Origin of the sequence: Devosia albogilva (assembly GCF_042685625.1) — a bacterium.
GTDB lineage: Bacteria > Pseudomonadota > Alphaproteobacteria > Rhizobiales > Devosiaceae > Devosia > Devosia albogilva.
Window position 1 is genome coordinate 2610721 of record NZ_JBHUNP010000001.1, and the last position, 15925, is coordinate 2626645.

15 protein-coding genes are annotated in these 15925 nt (G+C 66.7%); 10 read left to right on the forward strand and 5 right to left on the reverse strand.

The genetic code is table 11. The features are described 5' to 3' along the window. Window positions 1-40: 40 nt before the first annotated feature. Entirely contained in the window at window positions 41-376 is a 336-nt protein-coding gene (locus tag ACFSX5_RS13155; RefSeq protein WP_386834025.1) for a hypothetical protein, read from the reverse strand. Continuing rightward, a complete protein-coding gene (locus tag ACFSX5_RS13160; RefSeq protein WP_386834026.1) occupies window positions 373-1338 on the reverse strand; it encodes a DnaJ C-terminal domain-containing protein in 966 nt (321 codons plus the stop codon). The genes ACFSX5_RS13155 and ACFSX5_RS13160 overlap by 4 nt, the downstream gene beginning before the upstream one ends. A 97-nt stretch (window positions 1339-1435) precedes the next feature. On the opposite strand from ACFSX5_RS13160, the gene pdxH reads away from it, so the two are divergent. From pdxH to ACFSX5_RS13180, 4 genes are all read left to right on the forward strand, one after another. Continuing rightward, a complete protein-coding gene (gene pdxH / locus ACFSX5_RS13165) occupies window positions 1436-2065 on the forward strand; it encodes a pyridoxamine 5'-phosphate oxidase (protein WP_386834028.1) in 630 nt (209 codons plus the stop codon). A 175-nt stretch (window positions 2066-2240) separates the two neighbouring features. Beyond that, entirely contained in the window at window positions 2241-3446 is a 1206-nt protein-coding gene (locus ACFSX5_RS13170) for a DUF898 family protein (protein ID WP_386834030.1), read from the forward strand. Continuing rightward, complete coding sequence (locus ACFSX5_RS13175) at window positions 3446-4582, forward strand: M48 family metallopeptidase (protein WP_386834032.1); 1137 nt, start codon at window positions 3446-3448, stop codon at window positions 4580-4582. Before ACFSX5_RS13170 ends, ACFSX5_RS13175 begins: the two co-directional genes overlap by 1 nt. Window positions 4583-4671: 89 nt before the next feature. After that, entirely contained in the window at window positions 4672-5490 is an 819-nt protein-coding gene (locus ACFSX5_RS13180; protein ID WP_386834033.1) for a DUF1499 domain-containing protein, read from the forward strand. A 3-nt stretch (window positions 5491-5493) separates the two neighbouring features. On the opposite strand, the gene ACFSX5_RS13185 is transcribed toward ACFSX5_RS13180, so the two are convergent. Further along, on the reverse strand, window positions 5494-6396 hold the full coding sequence (locus tag ACFSX5_RS13185; RefSeq protein WP_386834035.1) for an MBL fold metallo-hydrolase: 903 nt from the start codon (window positions 6394-6396) through the stop codon (window positions 5494-5496). Between the two features lie 97 nt (window positions 6397-6493). Between ACFSX5_RS13185 and ACFSX5_RS13190 the strand changes: the two genes are divergently transcribed. Further along, entirely contained in the window at window positions 6494-7108 is a 615-nt protein-coding gene (locus ACFSX5_RS13190; RefSeq protein ID WP_386834036.1) for a biotin transporter BioY, read from the forward strand. 56 nt (window positions 7109-7164) lie between these two features. On the opposite strand, the gene ACFSX5_RS13195 is transcribed toward ACFSX5_RS13190, so the two are convergent. Then, window positions 7165-7329 carry a hypothetical protein gene (locus tag ACFSX5_RS13195; RefSeq protein WP_386834037.1) on the reverse strand — a complete coding sequence of 55 codons (165 nt, stop codon included), beginning with the start codon at window positions 7327-7329 and terminating at the stop codon, window positions 7165-7167. Window positions 7330-7333: 4 nt separating this feature from the next. Beyond that, complete coding sequence (locus tag ACFSX5_RS13200) at window positions 7334-7621, reverse strand: DUF2934 domain-containing protein (RefSeq protein WP_386834038.1); 288 nt, start codon at window positions 7619-7621, stop codon at window positions 7334-7336. A 174-nt stretch (window positions 7622-7795) separates the two neighbouring features. Between ACFSX5_RS13200 and treZ the strand changes: the two genes are divergently transcribed. The 5 genes from treZ to nirB all read left to right on the forward strand — a co-directional run bounded on the left by treZ (window position 7796) and on the right by nirB (window position 15920). After that, window positions 7796-9631: a malto-oligosyltrehalose trehalohydrolase gene (treZ, locus tag ACFSX5_RS13205; RefSeq protein WP_386834039.1), complete on the forward strand. Its 1836-nt coding sequence runs from the start codon at window positions 7796-7798 to the stop codon at window positions 9629-9631. After that, the gene (locus ACFSX5_RS13210; protein ID WP_386834041.1) at window positions 9628-11181 is read left to right on the forward strand and encodes an alpha-amylase family glycosyl hydrolase; all 1554 of its coding nucleotides are present in this window, start codon (window positions 9628-9630) and stop codon (window positions 11179-11181) included. The genes treZ and ACFSX5_RS13210 overlap by 4 nt, the downstream gene beginning before the upstream one ends. A 213-nt stretch (window positions 11182-11394) precedes the next feature. After that, a complete protein-coding gene (locus tag ACFSX5_RS13215) occupies window positions 11395-11982 on the forward strand; it encodes an ANTAR domain-containing response regulator (RefSeq protein ID WP_386834042.1) in 588 nt (195 codons plus the stop codon). A 13-nt stretch (window positions 11983-11995) separates the two neighbouring features. Continuing rightward, window positions 11996-13216 (forward strand): CmpA/NrtA family ABC transporter substrate-binding protein, encoded by a 1221-nt coding sequence (locus ACFSX5_RS13220; protein ID WP_386834044.1) that lies wholly within the window; start codon window positions 11996-11998, stop codon window positions 13214-13216. Window positions 13217-13472: 256 nt separating this feature from the next. Then, on the forward strand, window positions 13473-15920 hold the full coding sequence (gene nirB, locus ACFSX5_RS13225; protein ID WP_386834045.1) for a nitrite reductase large subunit NirB: 2448 nt from the start codon (window positions 13473-13475) through the stop codon (window positions 15918-15920). Window positions 15921-15925: the final 5 nt, after the last annotated feature.

A 15925-nucleotide genomic window follows, 5' to 3' on the forward strand; every position in this document is an offset into this window, starting at 1 on the left:
CCCCTCAGGGGAGAGGTGAGGCAGACGTGCTCGGCGAAAGCTAAAGCCCGAAGCTGAAGGCGAACATGATGGCGACAGTGGACAGGTACATCGTCGCCAGGATCAGCAGCAGCACGCCCCACCAGGCCATCCCCGGCCGCAGCCGCCGCTGAACAAACACCGTCAGCGGAATAACCGGGGGTACCGCGAGGGTGAGCAGGATCGCCATCGGCCAGGCCCGGTCGCCGGTGAGCACCGGCTCCGGGAGCCCGCGGAGCGCGGTGACCACCGGATCGGCCAGCGTGCCGTAGACGGCGCCGGGCAGCCCCATCAAGGCAATGCCGCCGACCATCAGGACGGCGGCACTCACCAGGGCAATGATCAGCGCTCGGCTCAATCGCGAACCGAATAGGGCTTCTGGTCGCGCAGGAACCGCGCCAGCGCCTCGAGGTCCGGATCGCCCCCGGGTGGCATCACCACCCGCAGGTTCACATAGAGATCGCCGTCATTGTAGAGGCCCTTGCCCTTGAGGCGCAGCGCCTTGGCGGTATCGACGCCCGGCGGCAGGTTAAGCTCCACCGGGCCGTCCAGGGTGGGCACCCGCACCTTGGCGCCGAGCACGGCCTCGTAGAGCGTGATCGGCACGTCGGTGCGGATGTCGTGGCCGTCCTTGCGGAACTGCCTCGACTTCTCGAACTTGACGGTCACCAGCGCATCGCCCGGCTCGCCGAAGGGGCTGGTGCCGCCTTGACCCTTGAGCCGGATTTGCTGGTTTTCTTCGACCTTCTCGGGAAGCTTCACCGACAGCACCTTGCCCGAAGGCATGCGCACCGGGATAGAGGCGGCCTTGTGGGCATCCTCGAGCGACACGGCGACGGTGACGACGATGTCCTCGCCCTTGGTCGTGCGGGTGCCGGGACCGGCGCCGGCGGCGCCGGCGAAGCCGCTGGCCGTGCCGGTGAACGGGTCCCACTGGGCGCCGCCACCAGGGCGGGCTCCGCCGCGCGGCTGGCCGCCGAAGCCGCTCATGAACTCCTTGAGAATGTCCTCGGCGGTGAAGCCGCCAGCACCGCCGGCGGAGCGGGCGCCGCTGCGGGCACCGCCGAAGCCGCCACCACCAAAGCCGGCAAAGCGCGGATTGCCGTCGGCGTCGATCTCGCCACGGTCATACTGCGCCCGCTTCTCGGTGTTGTTCAGCAGGTCGTAGGCATTGGTTGCCTCGGCGAACTTGGCGTGGGCCGAGGCGTCGTCTGGGTTCTGATCGGGGTGGTACTGCTTGGCGAGCTTGCGATAGGCAGACTTGATCTCCTTCTCGCTCGCCGAACGGGGCACCCCGAGCACGGTATAAGGATCGCGCATCTGGTCCATTTCAATGGCTGGGGGCGTTGTCGCGCCCCGGATTTGAGTCCTATATGGCGACGCCCCCTGGGCTTGTCCAGTTTTCGGGGCAGCGGAGATGCCGATGCTCGAGACCTTGACCGACCGCCTGTTCGACGACAGCGACCGCAGCGGGCTCGACCCGATCGCGGTGTTCGAGGAGTGGTTTGCGCTCGCCAAGGACTCCGAGCCCAACGACCCCCACGCCATGGCGCTGGCGACCGTCGACGCCGAGGGCATGCCGGACGTGCGCATGGTGCTGCTGAATGCCCGCGATGCCCGGGGCTTCTGCTTTTTCACCAATTTCGACAGCGACAAGGGCCGCCAACTCCTGGCCAACCCCAGGGCCGCTTTCGTCATGCACTGGAAATCGCTGCGCCGGCAGGTGCGGGTGCGCGGCCCGGTGGAAGTGGTGAGCGTTGAGGAGGCCGACGCCTATTTCGGCTCGCGTCCGCGCGGCTCCCAGATCGCCTCCTCCGCATCGCTGCAGTCCCGGCCGTTGCCCAGCAAGGCGGAACTGACGGCGCGCGTTGAAGAACTCACGGCCGCCGCCGGCGAGGGCACCGTGATCCGCCCGCCGCATTGGTCCGGCTTCCGCATCGTGCCGACCCAGATCGAGTTCTGGAAAGACGGCCAGTTCCGCCTCCACGACCGCGTCCGCTTCGTGCGCGACGGTGCCGGCTGGACCAGTACGCGGCTCTATCCCTGAGCCAAGTAGACCTCATGGTGAGCTTGTCGAACTACGAGGTCGCGGCCGCTGACCCTAAGGTGCGCACGACCTCGTCCTTCGACAGGCTCAGGATGAGGTCTACTGAAGCCGCGGTGAACGCGCCTTCCCAACCTCATGGCGCTCTCGTAAAAACGCGGCAGGATCGGGGGCGCTGATGGCCTGGGGCGTGGAGACGGAGCCGGTGCGGTTTACCGGGGGGCGGGGGGAACTCGGCTGGACCCTGTTGCGCGGTTATGCGCTGATGCTGCCCACCATCGGGCTCTATCGGTTCTGGCTGACCACGGCCAAGCGGCGCTTCTACTGGTCCAACACCGAAATCGGCGGCGATGCGCTGGAATATACCGGCTCGGCCGTGCAGTTGCTGCTCGGCTTCCTGATGGCGCTGGCGGTGTTCGTGCCGCTCTATGGGCTGTTCTTCTATCTCTCCACGCAATCCTCGGAAGCGGTGGTGGTCGGCTATGGCGCCGTCGGCGTCATCCTGTGGTTCCTGATGGGCTACGCGATCTATCGCGCCCGCGATTTCCGTCTGTCGCGCACGCTGTGGCGCGGCATCCGCTTCGACCAGCAGGGCAGCGCCTGGCGCTACGCCGTGCGGCGGTTTCTGTGGTCGCTGCTGGTGATCGTGACGGCCGGCCTCGCCTATCCCTTCATGGCTTTGAGCCTGTGGCGCTATCGCTACCGCAATTCTTGGTTCGGTGACCGGCAGTTCGGCTTCACCGGCGGGCTGAAGCAATTGGTGGCACCCTACTACCTGGCCTGGCTGGTGGCCGCGGTGGTCGCGGTCATCGCCGTGGTCGCAGCCGTCGAAGGTGGCGCGTTCCCCGACGAGGGAACGGCCAACCCGGCGGGCTATGTGCCACTGGTCTTGGGCGCGCTGGTGATCGGGGTGATCGTCACCGTCTACCGGGCGACCGAAATGACGCGGATGTTCTCCTCGATCCAACTCGGCGAGGCAACCCTGACGGTGACGGTGTCCCCCTGGCGGCTGCTGGGGCAGTACCTGCTGTTTGGCATGGCGCTGATCGGCATCTACATCCTGCTCGCTGTCGGCGGCTTCGTGGTGCTGCAGATCGTGGCCGGTGACGCCTTCAGCGATGGCGGCTTCGATCTGACCGTGTTCATGCAGCACATGCAGTCGAGCCTGTTGACCCTGAGCGCCATCATCGTCGGTTACCTGCTGATCCTGGGCGGCTTCACCTGGGCCAATGAGCTGTTCCTCGGCTACGGCTTCTGGCGGCTGGTGGCACGGGACGCGCGCATCAGCGGGCTCGAGACGCTCGCTTCGGTGCGGGCGCGCGGCGAGGATCGTGCGCTCGGCGGGGAAGGTCTGGCGGACGCCCTCAATGTGGGGGCGTATTGATGGCCATTCCCGCACGCTTCTGGGATGGACAGGTCGCGACGGCGCATCATGCCGGGCTCGACTACGAGGCGGTCGGCAGCGCCGGCACCCTCGTCATCCGCCAGCCGCACTCGCGCACCGAGATCGGCCGCTGGCCGGCGGACTCGCTGTTCATGGTCCCCACCCGCCGGCACGAATTGCGGCTGGGCTCGACCGGTCAGCCGGACGGCGCTCGCGTGGTGATCGCAGGGCGGGACAACATCGCGCGCGTGCTCGCCACCCTGCCGCAACTGCACCAGAAGCACCGGGCGGAGGCGGGCCGGCAGATGCGGCTTGCGGTGACCGCTACTCTGGCCCTCGCCGCTGTGATCTCGGCCTATGTCTATGGCGTGCCGGTGCTGGCGAGCCGGCTGGTGCACCTGGTGCCGCCCGCCTGGGAGGCGAGCTTGGGCGACACCGTCGCGCAACAGATGGAAACGAGCCTTGGAGGGTTGGATATTTGCGACCCCGATCCGCAGAGCCTGGCCAATCGCGCGCTCCGCCGCTTCGGGGACGCGGCCATTGCCGGAACCGGAACACCCTTCGACCTCGACATCCAGGTGGTGCGCTCGGAAGTGCCGAACGCCTTCGCGCTGCCGGGCGGCAAGGTCTATTTCTTCTCCAACCTTCTGCACCTGGCGCGCACGCCCGACGAATTCGCCGGGGTGCTGGCGCACGAGATCGGCCATGTGGTCAACCGCCACGGCATGGAGCAACTGATCTCCACCGCTGGCACCGGTGCGCTGATCGGCTTCATCCTCGGCGACATGACCGGCATCTCGCTGGCAGCAGGTCTCGGCACCATGGTGATCGACACCCGCTTCTCGCGGCTATCGGAACTGCAGGCCGATGCCTTCGCTGCCGAGGTGGCCCAGCGGATGGACTTCCATCCTGCCGGGCTCGCCGACCTCGTCGGGCGGGCCGGCGCCGACGATGATTTCGCCCGGGCCCTGGCGCTGCTGAGCACACATCCGCTCACCGACGACCGCAAGGCGGCGCTGGAGCTCATGGCGGCAGAGCGCCCGACCGGGCTCGAGCCACCCTTCACCGACGCGGAGTGGCGCGCCATCAAGGGCATGTGCGATCTGCCCGCCGCCGGCAAGCGCAAGGGCGGATAGGGCATTCAGGCTCAGGCAACATGTTGCTGCTAAAGCCGTTCTGGTGACGAGGGCGGAGCCGGTCGGCGAGCTCCATAGGCGGGAAACACTTGCGGATACTGATCCGAACATCACGATGGGCGATCTGGGCGCGCCGACTGGGCAATCTCGCCATCCCTATGGTGGTGCTGCCGATCGTGCTCATGTGGATGCGGCTGATCTCCGGGGACGTCTTCCTGGTCGCCGAAATCGCTGCTGCGGCAGTGGCGGCGATGGCCGTGCTGGCGGCGTTGGTGGCGCTGGTGCGGCTCTGGCAGAGCGGTGACCTGGGCTGGGACCGGGCGCTGCTCGGGCTGTTGTTCGGCACGCTGGCCCTCCTGCCCTTTGCCTGGCATCTGAGCCTGGCGCTGCGCTATCCGCAGGTCACCGATATCGCGACGGTGGAGCGGGGCGAACTGCCGCTGATCTTCGACCCGGTCAGCCGCAGCATGCCGACGCCGCACGTGCTTTCGACCGCCGAAGCCGCCGCGGTGTTCCCCAACGTCCACACCCGCACCTACCCGCTGGGGCAGGTGCCTGCCTACAGTCTGATCCGCCAGATGGTCATGGCCAATGGCTGGGAGATCATCGCCGAGCGCGAGCCGGGCGCAGATTTCAGCCCCGGCCGCATCAACGCCCGTGTTGCTGCCATCCCCGGCTGGCGCGAGGAGGTGGTGATCCGCGTCACCGGCGGCATGGAGGAGTCCACCGTCGATATGCGCTCGGCCTCGCTCGATCTGGTCCATGATTTCGGCGGCAATGGCCGTCGCATCGAGAGCTTCCTGGTGGCACTCGATGATGCCGTGACCACGCTGCTTCGCGACAACCCCAACGCCAACCAGCCGCTCGAGGCCGAACCCGAGCTGCCGGAAGAACCTGAGGCAGAGTAGCCGTCAGGCCGGTGAAACCTTGAGCCCGAACAACGTCCGCGTGGTCCGCAGTTCACCCCTGTCGGCAAGATATTCGACATGCGCTGCTATCGTCATCCGCGCCGCCAGCCGCACGGGCAGGGGCTGACTCGGATAGATCGCATCGACGATGCGCCTGACGCTGCGCGCGCCCGCCGCAACCGCGGCCAGCACCTGCCGGTTGCGCCCCTCCCGATGCGCCTTGAGCGCCGCAGCATGCCCCGGCCCATCGGCGATTTCCCCGCCATGCGCGGGCAGATAGCTCCGGTAGGGCAGGGCGATGACCTTGTCGAGCGAGGCCAGGTAATCCGCCATAGAGCCATCCGGCACCGCCACCAGCGTCGAGTTCCAGCCCATCACATGGTCGCCCGACAGCAGCGTATCGCCCATGCCGAAGGCGAGGTGGTTGGCGCAATGGCCGGGCGTTGCATGCACCGTCACCTCCACGTCCCCCGCCACGATGCGCTCGCCGTCCAGCAATGTCTGATCCGGCATCAGATCCCAGTCGGAGGACCGCCGCAGCCGATTGCGCTCGAATCGCCGCAGCGGCTGCGACAGCCGGTGTGGACCGCCGAACCACAGCGGTGCGCCCAGATCGTCCGCAAGGCGCCGGGCGCCGGCGGAGTGATCGCGATGGGTATGCGTCAGCAGGATCGCCGCCACCCCCCGCCCGCCGATCGCATCGAGCAGCGCCGAACGGTGCCGCGGATCATCCGGCCCCGGATCCACCAGCGCCAGCCGCTGGTGCCCGAGCAGGAAGCTGTTGGTGCCGGTGAAGGTATAGGCGCTGCGGTTCGGCGCCGTCACCCGCACGATGCCATCCCCGACGGCGACGGCACGCCCCGTCTCGGGATCGAAACTGGTGTCGAAGACGGGAGCGGGCGGCATTGCGAACCTGTGGGGGAGCGACTAAGACTTGCCTCGACCGAAGCAAAGACGCCGGGGAGGCGCGCCGCTTCGGATGTGCAAGCACGGAAGGTATGAAATGGCGCTGACTTTGACCACGCCCAACACGCTTCTCGGCCGCTTCCAGCCGCAAGGCGCTGCAGCCAAACTCGCGTCCAATCTCGCGACGGTCGTGCTCGGCACGCTGTTCATCGCGGCGTGCGCCAAGATCAACGTGCCGACCTGGCCGGTGCCGGTGACGCTGCAGAGCTTCGCCATTGCCGCCGTTGCCGCGGCCTTCGGCCTGCGCATCGGCGTGGCCACGGTTTCGCTCTACCTGCTCGAAGGGTTCGCCGGCCTGCCGGTGTTCGCCGGCGCGTTCAGCGGCCCGGCCTATCTGCTCGGCCCCACCGGCGGCTTCCTGATCGGCTTCCTCGTTCTTGCCGCCGTCACCGGCTATGCCGCCGATCGCGGCGCTTCCGGCAAGCCGCTGGCGCTGTTCGGCGCCATGCTCATCGGCAATGCCGTGATGATGGCGCTGGGCTTTGCCTGGCTGCTCGCCATGTCCGGCCAGGCCGGCTGGATCGACCAGTCCAACGTCGTTGCGTCCGCCTGGGCCCGCGGCGTGCAGCCCTTCGTGGTGTGGGACATCCTCAAGATGGCGCTGGCGGCCCTGACGGTTACCGGCATCTGGGGCATCGTCTCCCGCCGCTGACGGCAACTGCAGAGTTTGTGGAAAGGGCCGGCTCCGCGCCGGCCCTTTTCGTTTGTTCAGCCGGCGCTGCGCATCACCACGAAGGCGATGATGCCGATCACCACCACCGCCAGCACGGCGAGCAAGCCGAAAATGGGCAGCGGTCCGGCCGCCGCGCCGGTAGAGGGCGGCGGGTTCAGCTTGGGATCGGCCGGTTCCTTGAAGGCTTCCTGCTCCGCCATGGTGTCACTCGCTGTCGCGGCCCGGCTGCGAGCCGGTGCCATCATTGGCCGTCGAGCCGCCGCCGGTGCCGATGCTGCCGGCCACGCGTGCCCCGCCGGCGGGCAGGGTGCCGCCCGGATGATGTGATGTGGCCGAGCCCACTTCGACGCCACCCGAGGCAAGGTGATCCTCGCCCATCAGTTCGCCCACGGCTTCGTGCCAGTGGTCGTCGGGGTTGCCCTCCGGCCGCCCTTTGCGCTCCCAGATCTGGTAGGCCCGCTGGCGGATGCGGTCTTCGTCGATGTCAGGCATGGCGCTCTCCCGTGCTTGCCGTTGTTATTGGCAGGAACGGGGCCGGGCCGCTGTCGTTGCGGCAATTGGTGGCAATTCTTCAAGGCTGCAGGCCCGGTCCGACGCGAAGGCGCTCGGGAACGAAGCCGGCACCGCCAGCTTTGAAGCAGCAGCGGCTCAGCAGGACCAACGCCTATGAACGACATGACTCCCCCGCTCTTCCGGACTGTGCAGCGGGACCAGGAGATGAAATTCGGCACCCAGATCATCCCCCATGGGGTGCGCTTCCGCCTCTGGGCGCCGTTCTGCCAGGCCGTTTCCCTCAAGATCTACGACCTCAACATGGTCGTCGCCATGGAGAGCCAGCCGCGCGGCTGGTACGAGGTGGAGGTGGCCGAGGCGCGGCCGGGCATGCGCTACCGCTTCGTGCTCGAAAACGGACATGAAGTGCCCGATCCGGCCTCCCGCTTCCAGCCCGAGGACATTGACGGGCCGAGCGAGATCATCGACCCGCGCGCCTTCGGCTGGACCGACGAGGGCTGGCGGGGACGGCCCTGGGAAGAAATGATCATCTACGAGTTGCATGTCGGCACCTTCACGCCGGAGGGCACCTTCCGGGCGATCATCGACAAGCTCGACTACCTGATGGAACTCGGCATCACCGCCATCGAGCTGATGCCGATCGGCGATTTCCCCGGTGATCGCAACTGGGGCTATGACGGCGGGCACCTGTTCTCGCCCGACCATTCCTACGGGCGCCCCGAGGACCTGAAGGCGCTGATCGATGCGGCTCATGCCAAGGGGCTGAGCGTGTTCCTCGACGTGGTCTACAACCACTTCGGGCCCAAGGGGAACTACATGGGCGTCTACACGCCCCTGATGACCGACAAGCACGACACCCCCTGGGGGGCGGCGGTGAACTACGACGCCGAAGGCTCCACTGCCGTGCGCGATTTCGTCTTCGCCAATGCCCGCTACTGGCTCAACGAGTACCATTTCGACGGCCTGCGCTTCGATGCCGTGCACGAAATCCGTGACTATGGTCCGCGCCACATGCTGCAGGATCTGGCCGAGCAGGTCCGCGCCTCGACCGATGGCCGCCACATCCACCTCGTGGCCGAAAACGCCGACAATCAGTCCGGATGGCTGAAGCGCCGCGAGGATGGTTCGCCCTGGCTCTACAATGCCCAGTGGAACGACGACGTCCACCACGCCCTGCACAACGCCATCACCGGCGAGGCACAGTGGTATTATGCCGACTTCGATGGTCGGATGGACCTGGTTGGGCGCGCTCTGTCCGAGGGACTCGCCTGGCAGGGCGAATACATGGAACATCTGGCCAAGGAAAAAGGCGAACCGAGCGCCTTCCTGCCACCCACCGCCTTCGTCGCCTATGCGCAGAACCACGACCAGGCGGGCAACCGCCCCTTCGGTGAGCGCCTTGCCCAATTGGTGCCGCCCAACAAGGCGCGGCTGTGGGCGGCGCTCTATCTGCTGGCGCCGCAAATCCCGATGCTGTTCATGGGCGAGGAGTGGGGTGCCAAGACCCCGTTCCTGTTCTTCTCCGATGTCGGCGAGGACCTGGCCGATGCCATCCGCAAGGGTCGCGCCGAGGAGATGAAGGACTTCCCACGCAAGGAAGGGCAGGGCGATCCGCCAGACCCGATGGCGGTGGAGACGTTCGAGGCCTCCAGGCTCAAATGGCATGAGCGCGGCGAGGAGGAGAGTGTCCGCTTCCTCAGCCTCTACCGGCGGCTGATCGAGCTTCGCAGGAAGCACATCGTGCCGCGCCTGATCGGGATGGAGGGGTTCTCCGGCAGCCATGAACTGCTGGCGCCACGCGTGCTGAAGGTGAGCTGGAAACTCGGCGACGGCTCGCGCCTGACCCTGGTCGCCAATCTCTCCGACGAGCCATATTCCGGCGTCAGCATCTGGGGTCCCGACCAGCTCTGGCTCGAAGGCTTCGCCGAAGGCGATACCCTGTCGGCCTGGAGCCTCGTCTACACCCTGAGCCAAGGGACGGATGCGTGAAGGAATGGTGGCGGTCCTCCGTCGCCTATTCCATCTTCCCGATGTCCTTTCAGGACGGCAATGGCGACGGGATCGGGGACATCAACGGCATCACCAGCCGGCTCGACTATCTCGGGTGGCTGGGGGTCGATCTCATCTGGCTGGGGCCGCTCTACAAATCGCCCATGGTCGATGCCGGCTACGACATCGCCGACTTCACCGCCATCGAGCCGGTGTTCGGAACGATGGAGGATTTTGATCGGCTGTTGGCCGAGATGCACCGGCGCGGCATGAAGCTCGTCATGGACTTCGTGCCGAACCACACTTCGGACCAGCACGAATGGTTCAAGCAGAGCCGCGCGTCGCGCGACAACCCCAGGCGCGATTGGTACGTCTGGCGCGACGGCAAGCCCGGTGGCGGCCCGCCCAACAACTGGATCGACAACACCGACAAACCTGCCTGGGAGTGGGATGAGGCGACCGGGCAGTGGTACTACCACCTGTTCCTGTCCTCCCAGCCCGACCTCAACCTGCGCAATCCCGATGTGGTCGAGGCCATCGAGCGCGGCATGCGCTTCTGGCTCGATCGCGGCATCGACGGTTTCCGGCTGGATTCAGCCATGAACCTGGTGGAAGACATCCACTTTCGCGACGAACCCACCGACGACGACCTCGACGAGGGCCCGCCGGCCTGGATGGACCATGTGTTCAGTTCCGACCGGCCGGAGACGCACGAGCTGATCGCCCGCTGGCGCAAGATCCTGGACGAGTACAATGCCGTGTTCATCGGCGAGGTGCAGGCGCCGATCACCCGCATGATGCGCTATTATGGCCGCAAGGCGCCGATGCTGCACATGCCCTTCAACAACCAGGTGATGAAGACCGAGCCCTGGAAGGCGCGCAAGGTCGACGCGTCCATCGAGCAGTTCATGCTGCTGTTACCGGAAAACGGCTGGCCCAACTGGGTCATCGGCAGCCATGACGTGCCACGCCTCGCGACACGGCTCGGTCCGGCACAGGCCCGCGTGGCGTCACTCTTGCTGCTCACCCTGCCGGGCACCCCGTTCATCTACTATGGCGACGAACTCGGAATGGAGGCGAGCGAGTTCGACCCCAAGGATGCCGTCGACCCCTACGAGAAGTTCGGACAAGGCCGCGATGCCGAACGCGGACCGATGCCTTGGTCCGCCGAGCCGCATGGCGGCTTCACCACCGGCACGCCATGGATGACGCTGCCGCCCAACGCCGACACATGCAATGTCGAGGCGCAGAAGGCCGACCCACGTTCGATAGTGCACCTGCATCGCCGGCTGATCGAATTGCGCCGGCAATACCTCGACCTGCAAGGCCCGGCCTACGAGACCGCCTACGGCAACAAGCAGGTGCTGGCCTATTATCGCGGCAAGACCGACCGCTTCTACGTCGCCGCCAACTTCTCCGACACTCCGCAACCGGCAGAGTTCGAGGGAAGCGGCCGCATCCTCGTCTCCACCCTGATGGACCGGGAAGAAGCCGTCACCGGCCCCTTCGGCCTGCGCCCCAACGAAGCCGTGCTGGTGAAACTGGACTGAGGGCACACACCGCGCTCTCATAGACCTCATGGTGAGCCCGTCGAACCACGAGGTCGGTGCCACCGGACCTCGTCCTTCGACAAGCTCAGGATCAGGTCCTGGCGCGGCAGCGGTTAGTGTCCCCATGCGCTCACCACAAACCACCCCCGCATCCGGCGCGGTGGACAAACCGCGTCCACTCGGCGAACCCTTGGGTACACGCTGCGGGAGACCATGGCCGACACCCTTTCCATCCTGGTGATCGACGACAACGCCATCCGCGCCTCGATCATCGAGGCGGGATTGCGCGAGGCCGGGCATGAGGCGGTGCAGGTCATTACCGACATCGACGGCGTGGCGCGGCGCATAGGCGAGATCGCGCCGGACGTGGTGATCGTCGATCTCGAAAATCCCAATCGCGACGTGCTCGAGCACTTCTTCGCCATCAGCCGCTCGCTGAAGCGTCCCATCGCCATGTTCGTCGACAAGTCCGATCCGTCCGAGATCGAAGCGGCTGTCGAGGCGGGGGTGTCGGCCTATGTGGTCGACGGCCTGCGCAAGGACCGCATCAAGCCGATCCTCGATATGGCGATCGTCCGCTTCCGCGCCTTCTCGCGTCTGCAGGACGAACTGGAGGCAGCCCGCTCCGAACTCGAAGGCCGCAAGATCATCGACAAGGCCAAGGGCATCCTGATGTCGACCCGCGGCCTCACCGAGGAGCAGGCCTATGGCCTGTTGCGCTCGACGGCGATGAACCAGAACCGGCGCATCGTCGAGATCGCGCAGGCGCTGATCACCGCCTCGGAACTACTGGGACCATGAAGGAGGTGATGTCGTGGGGCTGACGCAGATCGTCGCCGGATATGTTCCGCTGCTCGACAGCGCCGTGCTGCTGGCGACCGAGGAGTTCGGCTTCGCCGAGGCGGAAGGACTGGAACTCAAACTGGTGCGGGAAACCTCCTGGGCCAATATCCGCGACCGCGTTGCCATCGGCCATCTCGACGTTGCCCATATGCTTGGGCCAATGCCGCTCAGCGCCAATCTTGGCCTGACCCCGCTCGACGTGCCGGTGATCGCGCCGATGGCGCTGGGGCTCGGTGCCGCCGCCGTCACCGTATCCAACGCCGTCTGGGCGGCGATGGCCGAGGCTGGCGCGCCGGAGGACGGTTCCCCCGGTCCCGTGGGGGCAGCCCTGCGCACCGTGGTGCAACAGCGGGCTGCCAAGGGCCTGCCGCGCCTGCGCTTCGCCGTGGTCCACCCGGAAAGCGCCCACAACTACGCCTTGCGCTACTGGTTCGCCGCCTCCGGCATCGATCCGGATCATGACGTCGACATCGTCATCGTGCCGCCGCCCTTCCAGGCCGATGCCCTCGAGGCGCGACGCACCGACGGCTACTGCGTCGGCGAGCCGTTCGGCTCGGTTGCCGTGCAGCGCGGGGTAGGGCGCATCGTCACCACCAAGGGCCAGATCTGGAACAACAGTCCCGACAAGGTCCTGGGCACCCGCCTCGCCTGGGCCGAGCGCTACCCCGAACGGCTCGCCGCCCTGCTGCGCGCCGCCACCCGCGCCGCGCGCTGGTGCGAGGACCCGGCCAATCACGAGGCGCTGGCCGCCATGCTGGCGCGCGAGGATCGCCTCGGCGTCGACGCCGGCCTGCTGCTGCGCGCCATCACCGGCAGGCTGCAATTCGTCGAAGGCACCGAGCGGAGCCTGCCCCAGTTCTTCGTGCCCTATTCCCGCGCGGCGAACTTTCCCTGGGTCAGCCACGCGCTCTGGTTCTACTCGCAGATGGTGCGCTGGGGGCAGGTGGCCCACACGCCCGAACACGCGGCCAGGGCTGCCGCAAGTTACCGCCCCGATCTCTATCGCGCCGCACTCGCCGGCATGGGCTTTGCCGTGCCCGGTGCCAGCAGCAAGGTCGAGGGCGAGCTGTCGACGGCGATGGTGGTGGGGGCTCTCGGCGGCAAGCTGACGCTCGGCCCCGATGCCTTCTTCGACGGCGCCAAATTCGATCCCGATCAGCTCGATAGCTATATCGCCAGCCAGCAGCGTTGATGCTCACGCCTTGAGCAAATTGCGCCTCTGCTGTGCAATTGGGCAGGGCTGTGACGTGCTTTTGCAGATTCACTGCAGAACTAAGCCGTTGAAAGCCTTGGCGGTAACGTTCTGCAACGCGTTTGGCACGGAATCTGCAAAGAACTTCCCGAGCGTCCAAGGACGGGCGCGATAGCTTTGGCAACGCCGCCAACCTCAGCTCCGCGTCCCCGACGTGGTCCTGCTGGTTGGCGGCGTTTTCGTTTGAGTGGAGCGAATGCGGGAAAAACTCGTCGTCATCGGTGCCGGCATGGCCTCGGGCCGGATGCTGGAACACCTGTTCGAAGCCGATCCCCAGCGGTTCGACGTTACCCTGTTCGGGGCCGAACCGCGCGGAAACTACAACAGAATCATGCTCTCACCCGTCTTGGCGGGCGAGAAGACCTACGAGCAGATCGTCACCCACGATGCCGACTGGTATGCCGCCAACGGCGTGCGCACCCGCTTCGGCCAGACGGTCACCAAGATCGATCGCGCCGCCAAAACCGTCTTCGCCGACGGCGTCGAAACCCCCTACGACCGGCTGGTGATCGCCACCGGTTCTGCCCCCTTCATCCTCCCCATCGCCGGCCGCGATCTCCCCGGCGTCCGGGCTTTCCGCGACCTCGACGACGTCGAGGCCATGGTCGCCGTGGCCGCGAATCCCGGCGCCAAGGCGGTGGTGATCGGCGGGGGGCTCCTCGGCCTCGAAGCCGCCGCGGCCCTGCGCGGGCGTGGCATGGACGTGGTGGTGCTGCACCTTGCCGGCCATCTGATGGAGCGCCAGCTCGATGCCGCCGCCGGCTACCTGCTGCGCCGCGAACTCGAAGGTCGTGGCATCAAGGTGCACTGCAAGGCGCAGACCAAAGCCATCCTGGGTCACGGCCACGTGGAAGCGGTGGCGCTCGAGGATGGTACCGTCTACCCCGCCGATCTGGTGGTCATGGCCGCCGGCATCCGCCCGGAGACGCGCCTCGCTACCGATGCGGGGATCGAGGTCGGGCGCGGCATCGTCGTCGATGACACCATGCAGACCTCCGATCCGGCGATCCTCGCCATCGGCGAGTGCGTCGAGCACCGCCAGACCGTCTATGGCCTCGTTGCGCCGCTCTACGACATGGCCAAGGTGGCCGCGAAGACGCTGGTCGGCGAGGCGGCGGCGTTTGCACCGGTGAAGACGGCGACCCAGCTCAAGGTCACCGGTGTCAGCCTCTATTCGGCCGGTGACTTCGCCGAGGGCGACGACCGCGAGGAGATCGTGCTGCGCGATGCCGCGGCAGGCGTCTACAAGCGGGTGATCCTCAAGGACAATCGCGTGCTCGGCGCCGTGCTTTACGGCGATACGGCCGACGGATCCTGGTTCTTCGACCTCCTGAAGCGCGGCGTCGACGTGGCGCCGATGCGCGAAACGCTGATCTATGGCCAGAGCTATTCGGGTGGCGCAACGGCCGATCCGGTTGCCGCGGTGGCGGCTTTGCCGCCCGAGGCCGAAATCTGCGGCTGCAATGGCGTGTGCAAGGGCGCGATCACCAGCGCCATCACCGGCAAGGGCCTGACCTCGCTCGATGACGTGCGGGCGCACACCAAGGCGTCCGCCTCATGCGGCTCCTGCACCGGGCTGGTCGAGAAGCTGCTGATGGCGACGCTCGGCGACAGCTACAATCCCGCCGCCATCCAGCCCATGTGTCCCTGCACCGAACTCGGCCACGACGAAGTGCGCCGGCTGATCGTTGCCAGCGAACTCAAGTCGATCCCGGCCGTGATGCAGGAGCTCGGCTGGAAGACCAGTTGCGGCTGCGCCAAGTGCCGGCCGGCCCTCAACTACTATCTCGTGGCCACCTGGCCGGGCGAGTACGGGGACGATGGGCAGTCCCGCTTCATCAACGAGCGCGTCCACGCCAACATCCAGAAGGACGGCACCTATTCGGTGGTGCCGCGCATGTTCGGCGGCATCACCAATGTCGCCGAGCTGCGCGCCATCGCCGACGTTGCCGAGAAGTTCGAAATCCCCACCATCAAGGTAACCGGCGGCCAGCGCATCGACCTGCTCGGCGTCAAGAAGGAGGACCTGCCGGCGGTCTGGGCCGACCTCAACAAGGCCGGCATGGTCTCGGGCGCGGCTTATGCCAAGGGCCTGAGGACCGTAAAGACCTGCGTCGGCTCGGACTGGTGCCGCTTCGGCACCCAGGATTCGACCGGGCTCGGGGTCAGGATCGAGAAGTTCATGTGGGGCAGTTGGACCCCGGCCAAGCTGAAGCTGGCGGTCTCCGGATGCCCGCGCAACTGCGCCGAGGCCACCTGCAAGGACATCGGCGTGATCTGCGTCGACAGCGGCTACGAGATCCATTTCGGCGGCGCCGCCGGTCTCGACATCAAGGGCACCGAGGTCCTCTGCCATGCCAAGACCGAGGACGAGGCCGTCGAGATCATCGCGGCCCTGACCCAGCTCTACCGCGAGCAAGGCCGCTATCTCGAGCGCATCTACAAATGGGCCAAGCGGGTCGGCTCGGACTCGATCAAGGCCCATGTGGTCGCGGATCAAGGCAAGCGCCGTCAGCTCTTCGAGCGGTTCGTCTATTCGCAGAAGTTCGCCCAGGTGGACCCGTGGGAGGAGCGCGTCAACGGCAAGGATGCGCATGAATTCGCCGCTATGGCCGACTTCCAGATGATGCAGGCAGCGGAGTGATCGCC

Excerpts from the sequence above, each read along its gene's own strand:
- ACFSX5_RS13160 (WP_386834026.1), bottom strand. The coding sequence starts at position 1,338 with ATGCGCGATCCTTATACCGTGCTCGGGGTGCCCCGTTCGGCGAGCGAG.
- pdxH (WP_386834028.1), top strand. The coding sequence starts at position 1,436 with ATGCCGATGCTCGAGACCTTGACCGACCGCCTGTTCGACGACAGCGAC.
- ACFSX5_RS13170 (WP_386834030.1), top strand. The coding sequence starts at position 2,241 with ATGGCCTGGGGCGTGGAGACGGAGCCGGTGCGGTTTACCGGGGGGCGG.
- ACFSX5_RS13175 (WP_386834032.1), top strand. The coding sequence starts at position 3,446 with ATGGCCATTCCCGCACGCTTCTGGGATGGACAGGTCGCGACGGCGCAT.
- ACFSX5_RS13185 (WP_386834035.1), bottom strand. The coding sequence starts at position 6,396 with ATGCCGCCCGCTCCCGTCTTCGACACCAGTTTCGATCCCGAGACGGGG.
- ACFSX5_RS13190 (WP_386834036.1), top strand. The coding sequence starts at position 6,494 with ATGGCGCTGACTTTGACCACGCCCAACACGCTTCTCGGCCGCTTCCAG.
- ACFSX5_RS13195 (WP_386834037.1), bottom strand. The coding sequence starts at position 7,329 with ATGGCGGAGCAGGAAGCCTTCAAGGAACCGGCCGATCCCAAGCTGAAC.
- ACFSX5_RS13200 (WP_386834038.1), bottom strand. The coding sequence starts at position 7,621 with ATGCCTGACATCGACGAAGACCGCATCCGCCAGCGGGCCTACCAGATC.
- treZ (WP_386834039.1), top strand. The coding sequence starts at position 7,796 with ATGAACGACATGACTCCCCCGCTCTTCCGGACTGTGCAGCGGGACCAG.
- ACFSX5_RS13215 (WP_386834042.1), top strand. The coding sequence starts at position 11,395 with ATGGCCGACACCCTTTCCATCCTGGTGATCGACGACAACGCCATCCGC.
- nirB (WP_386834045.1), top strand. The coding sequence starts at position 13,473 with ATGCGGGAAAAACTCGTCGTCATCGGTGCCGGCATGGCCTCGGGCCGG.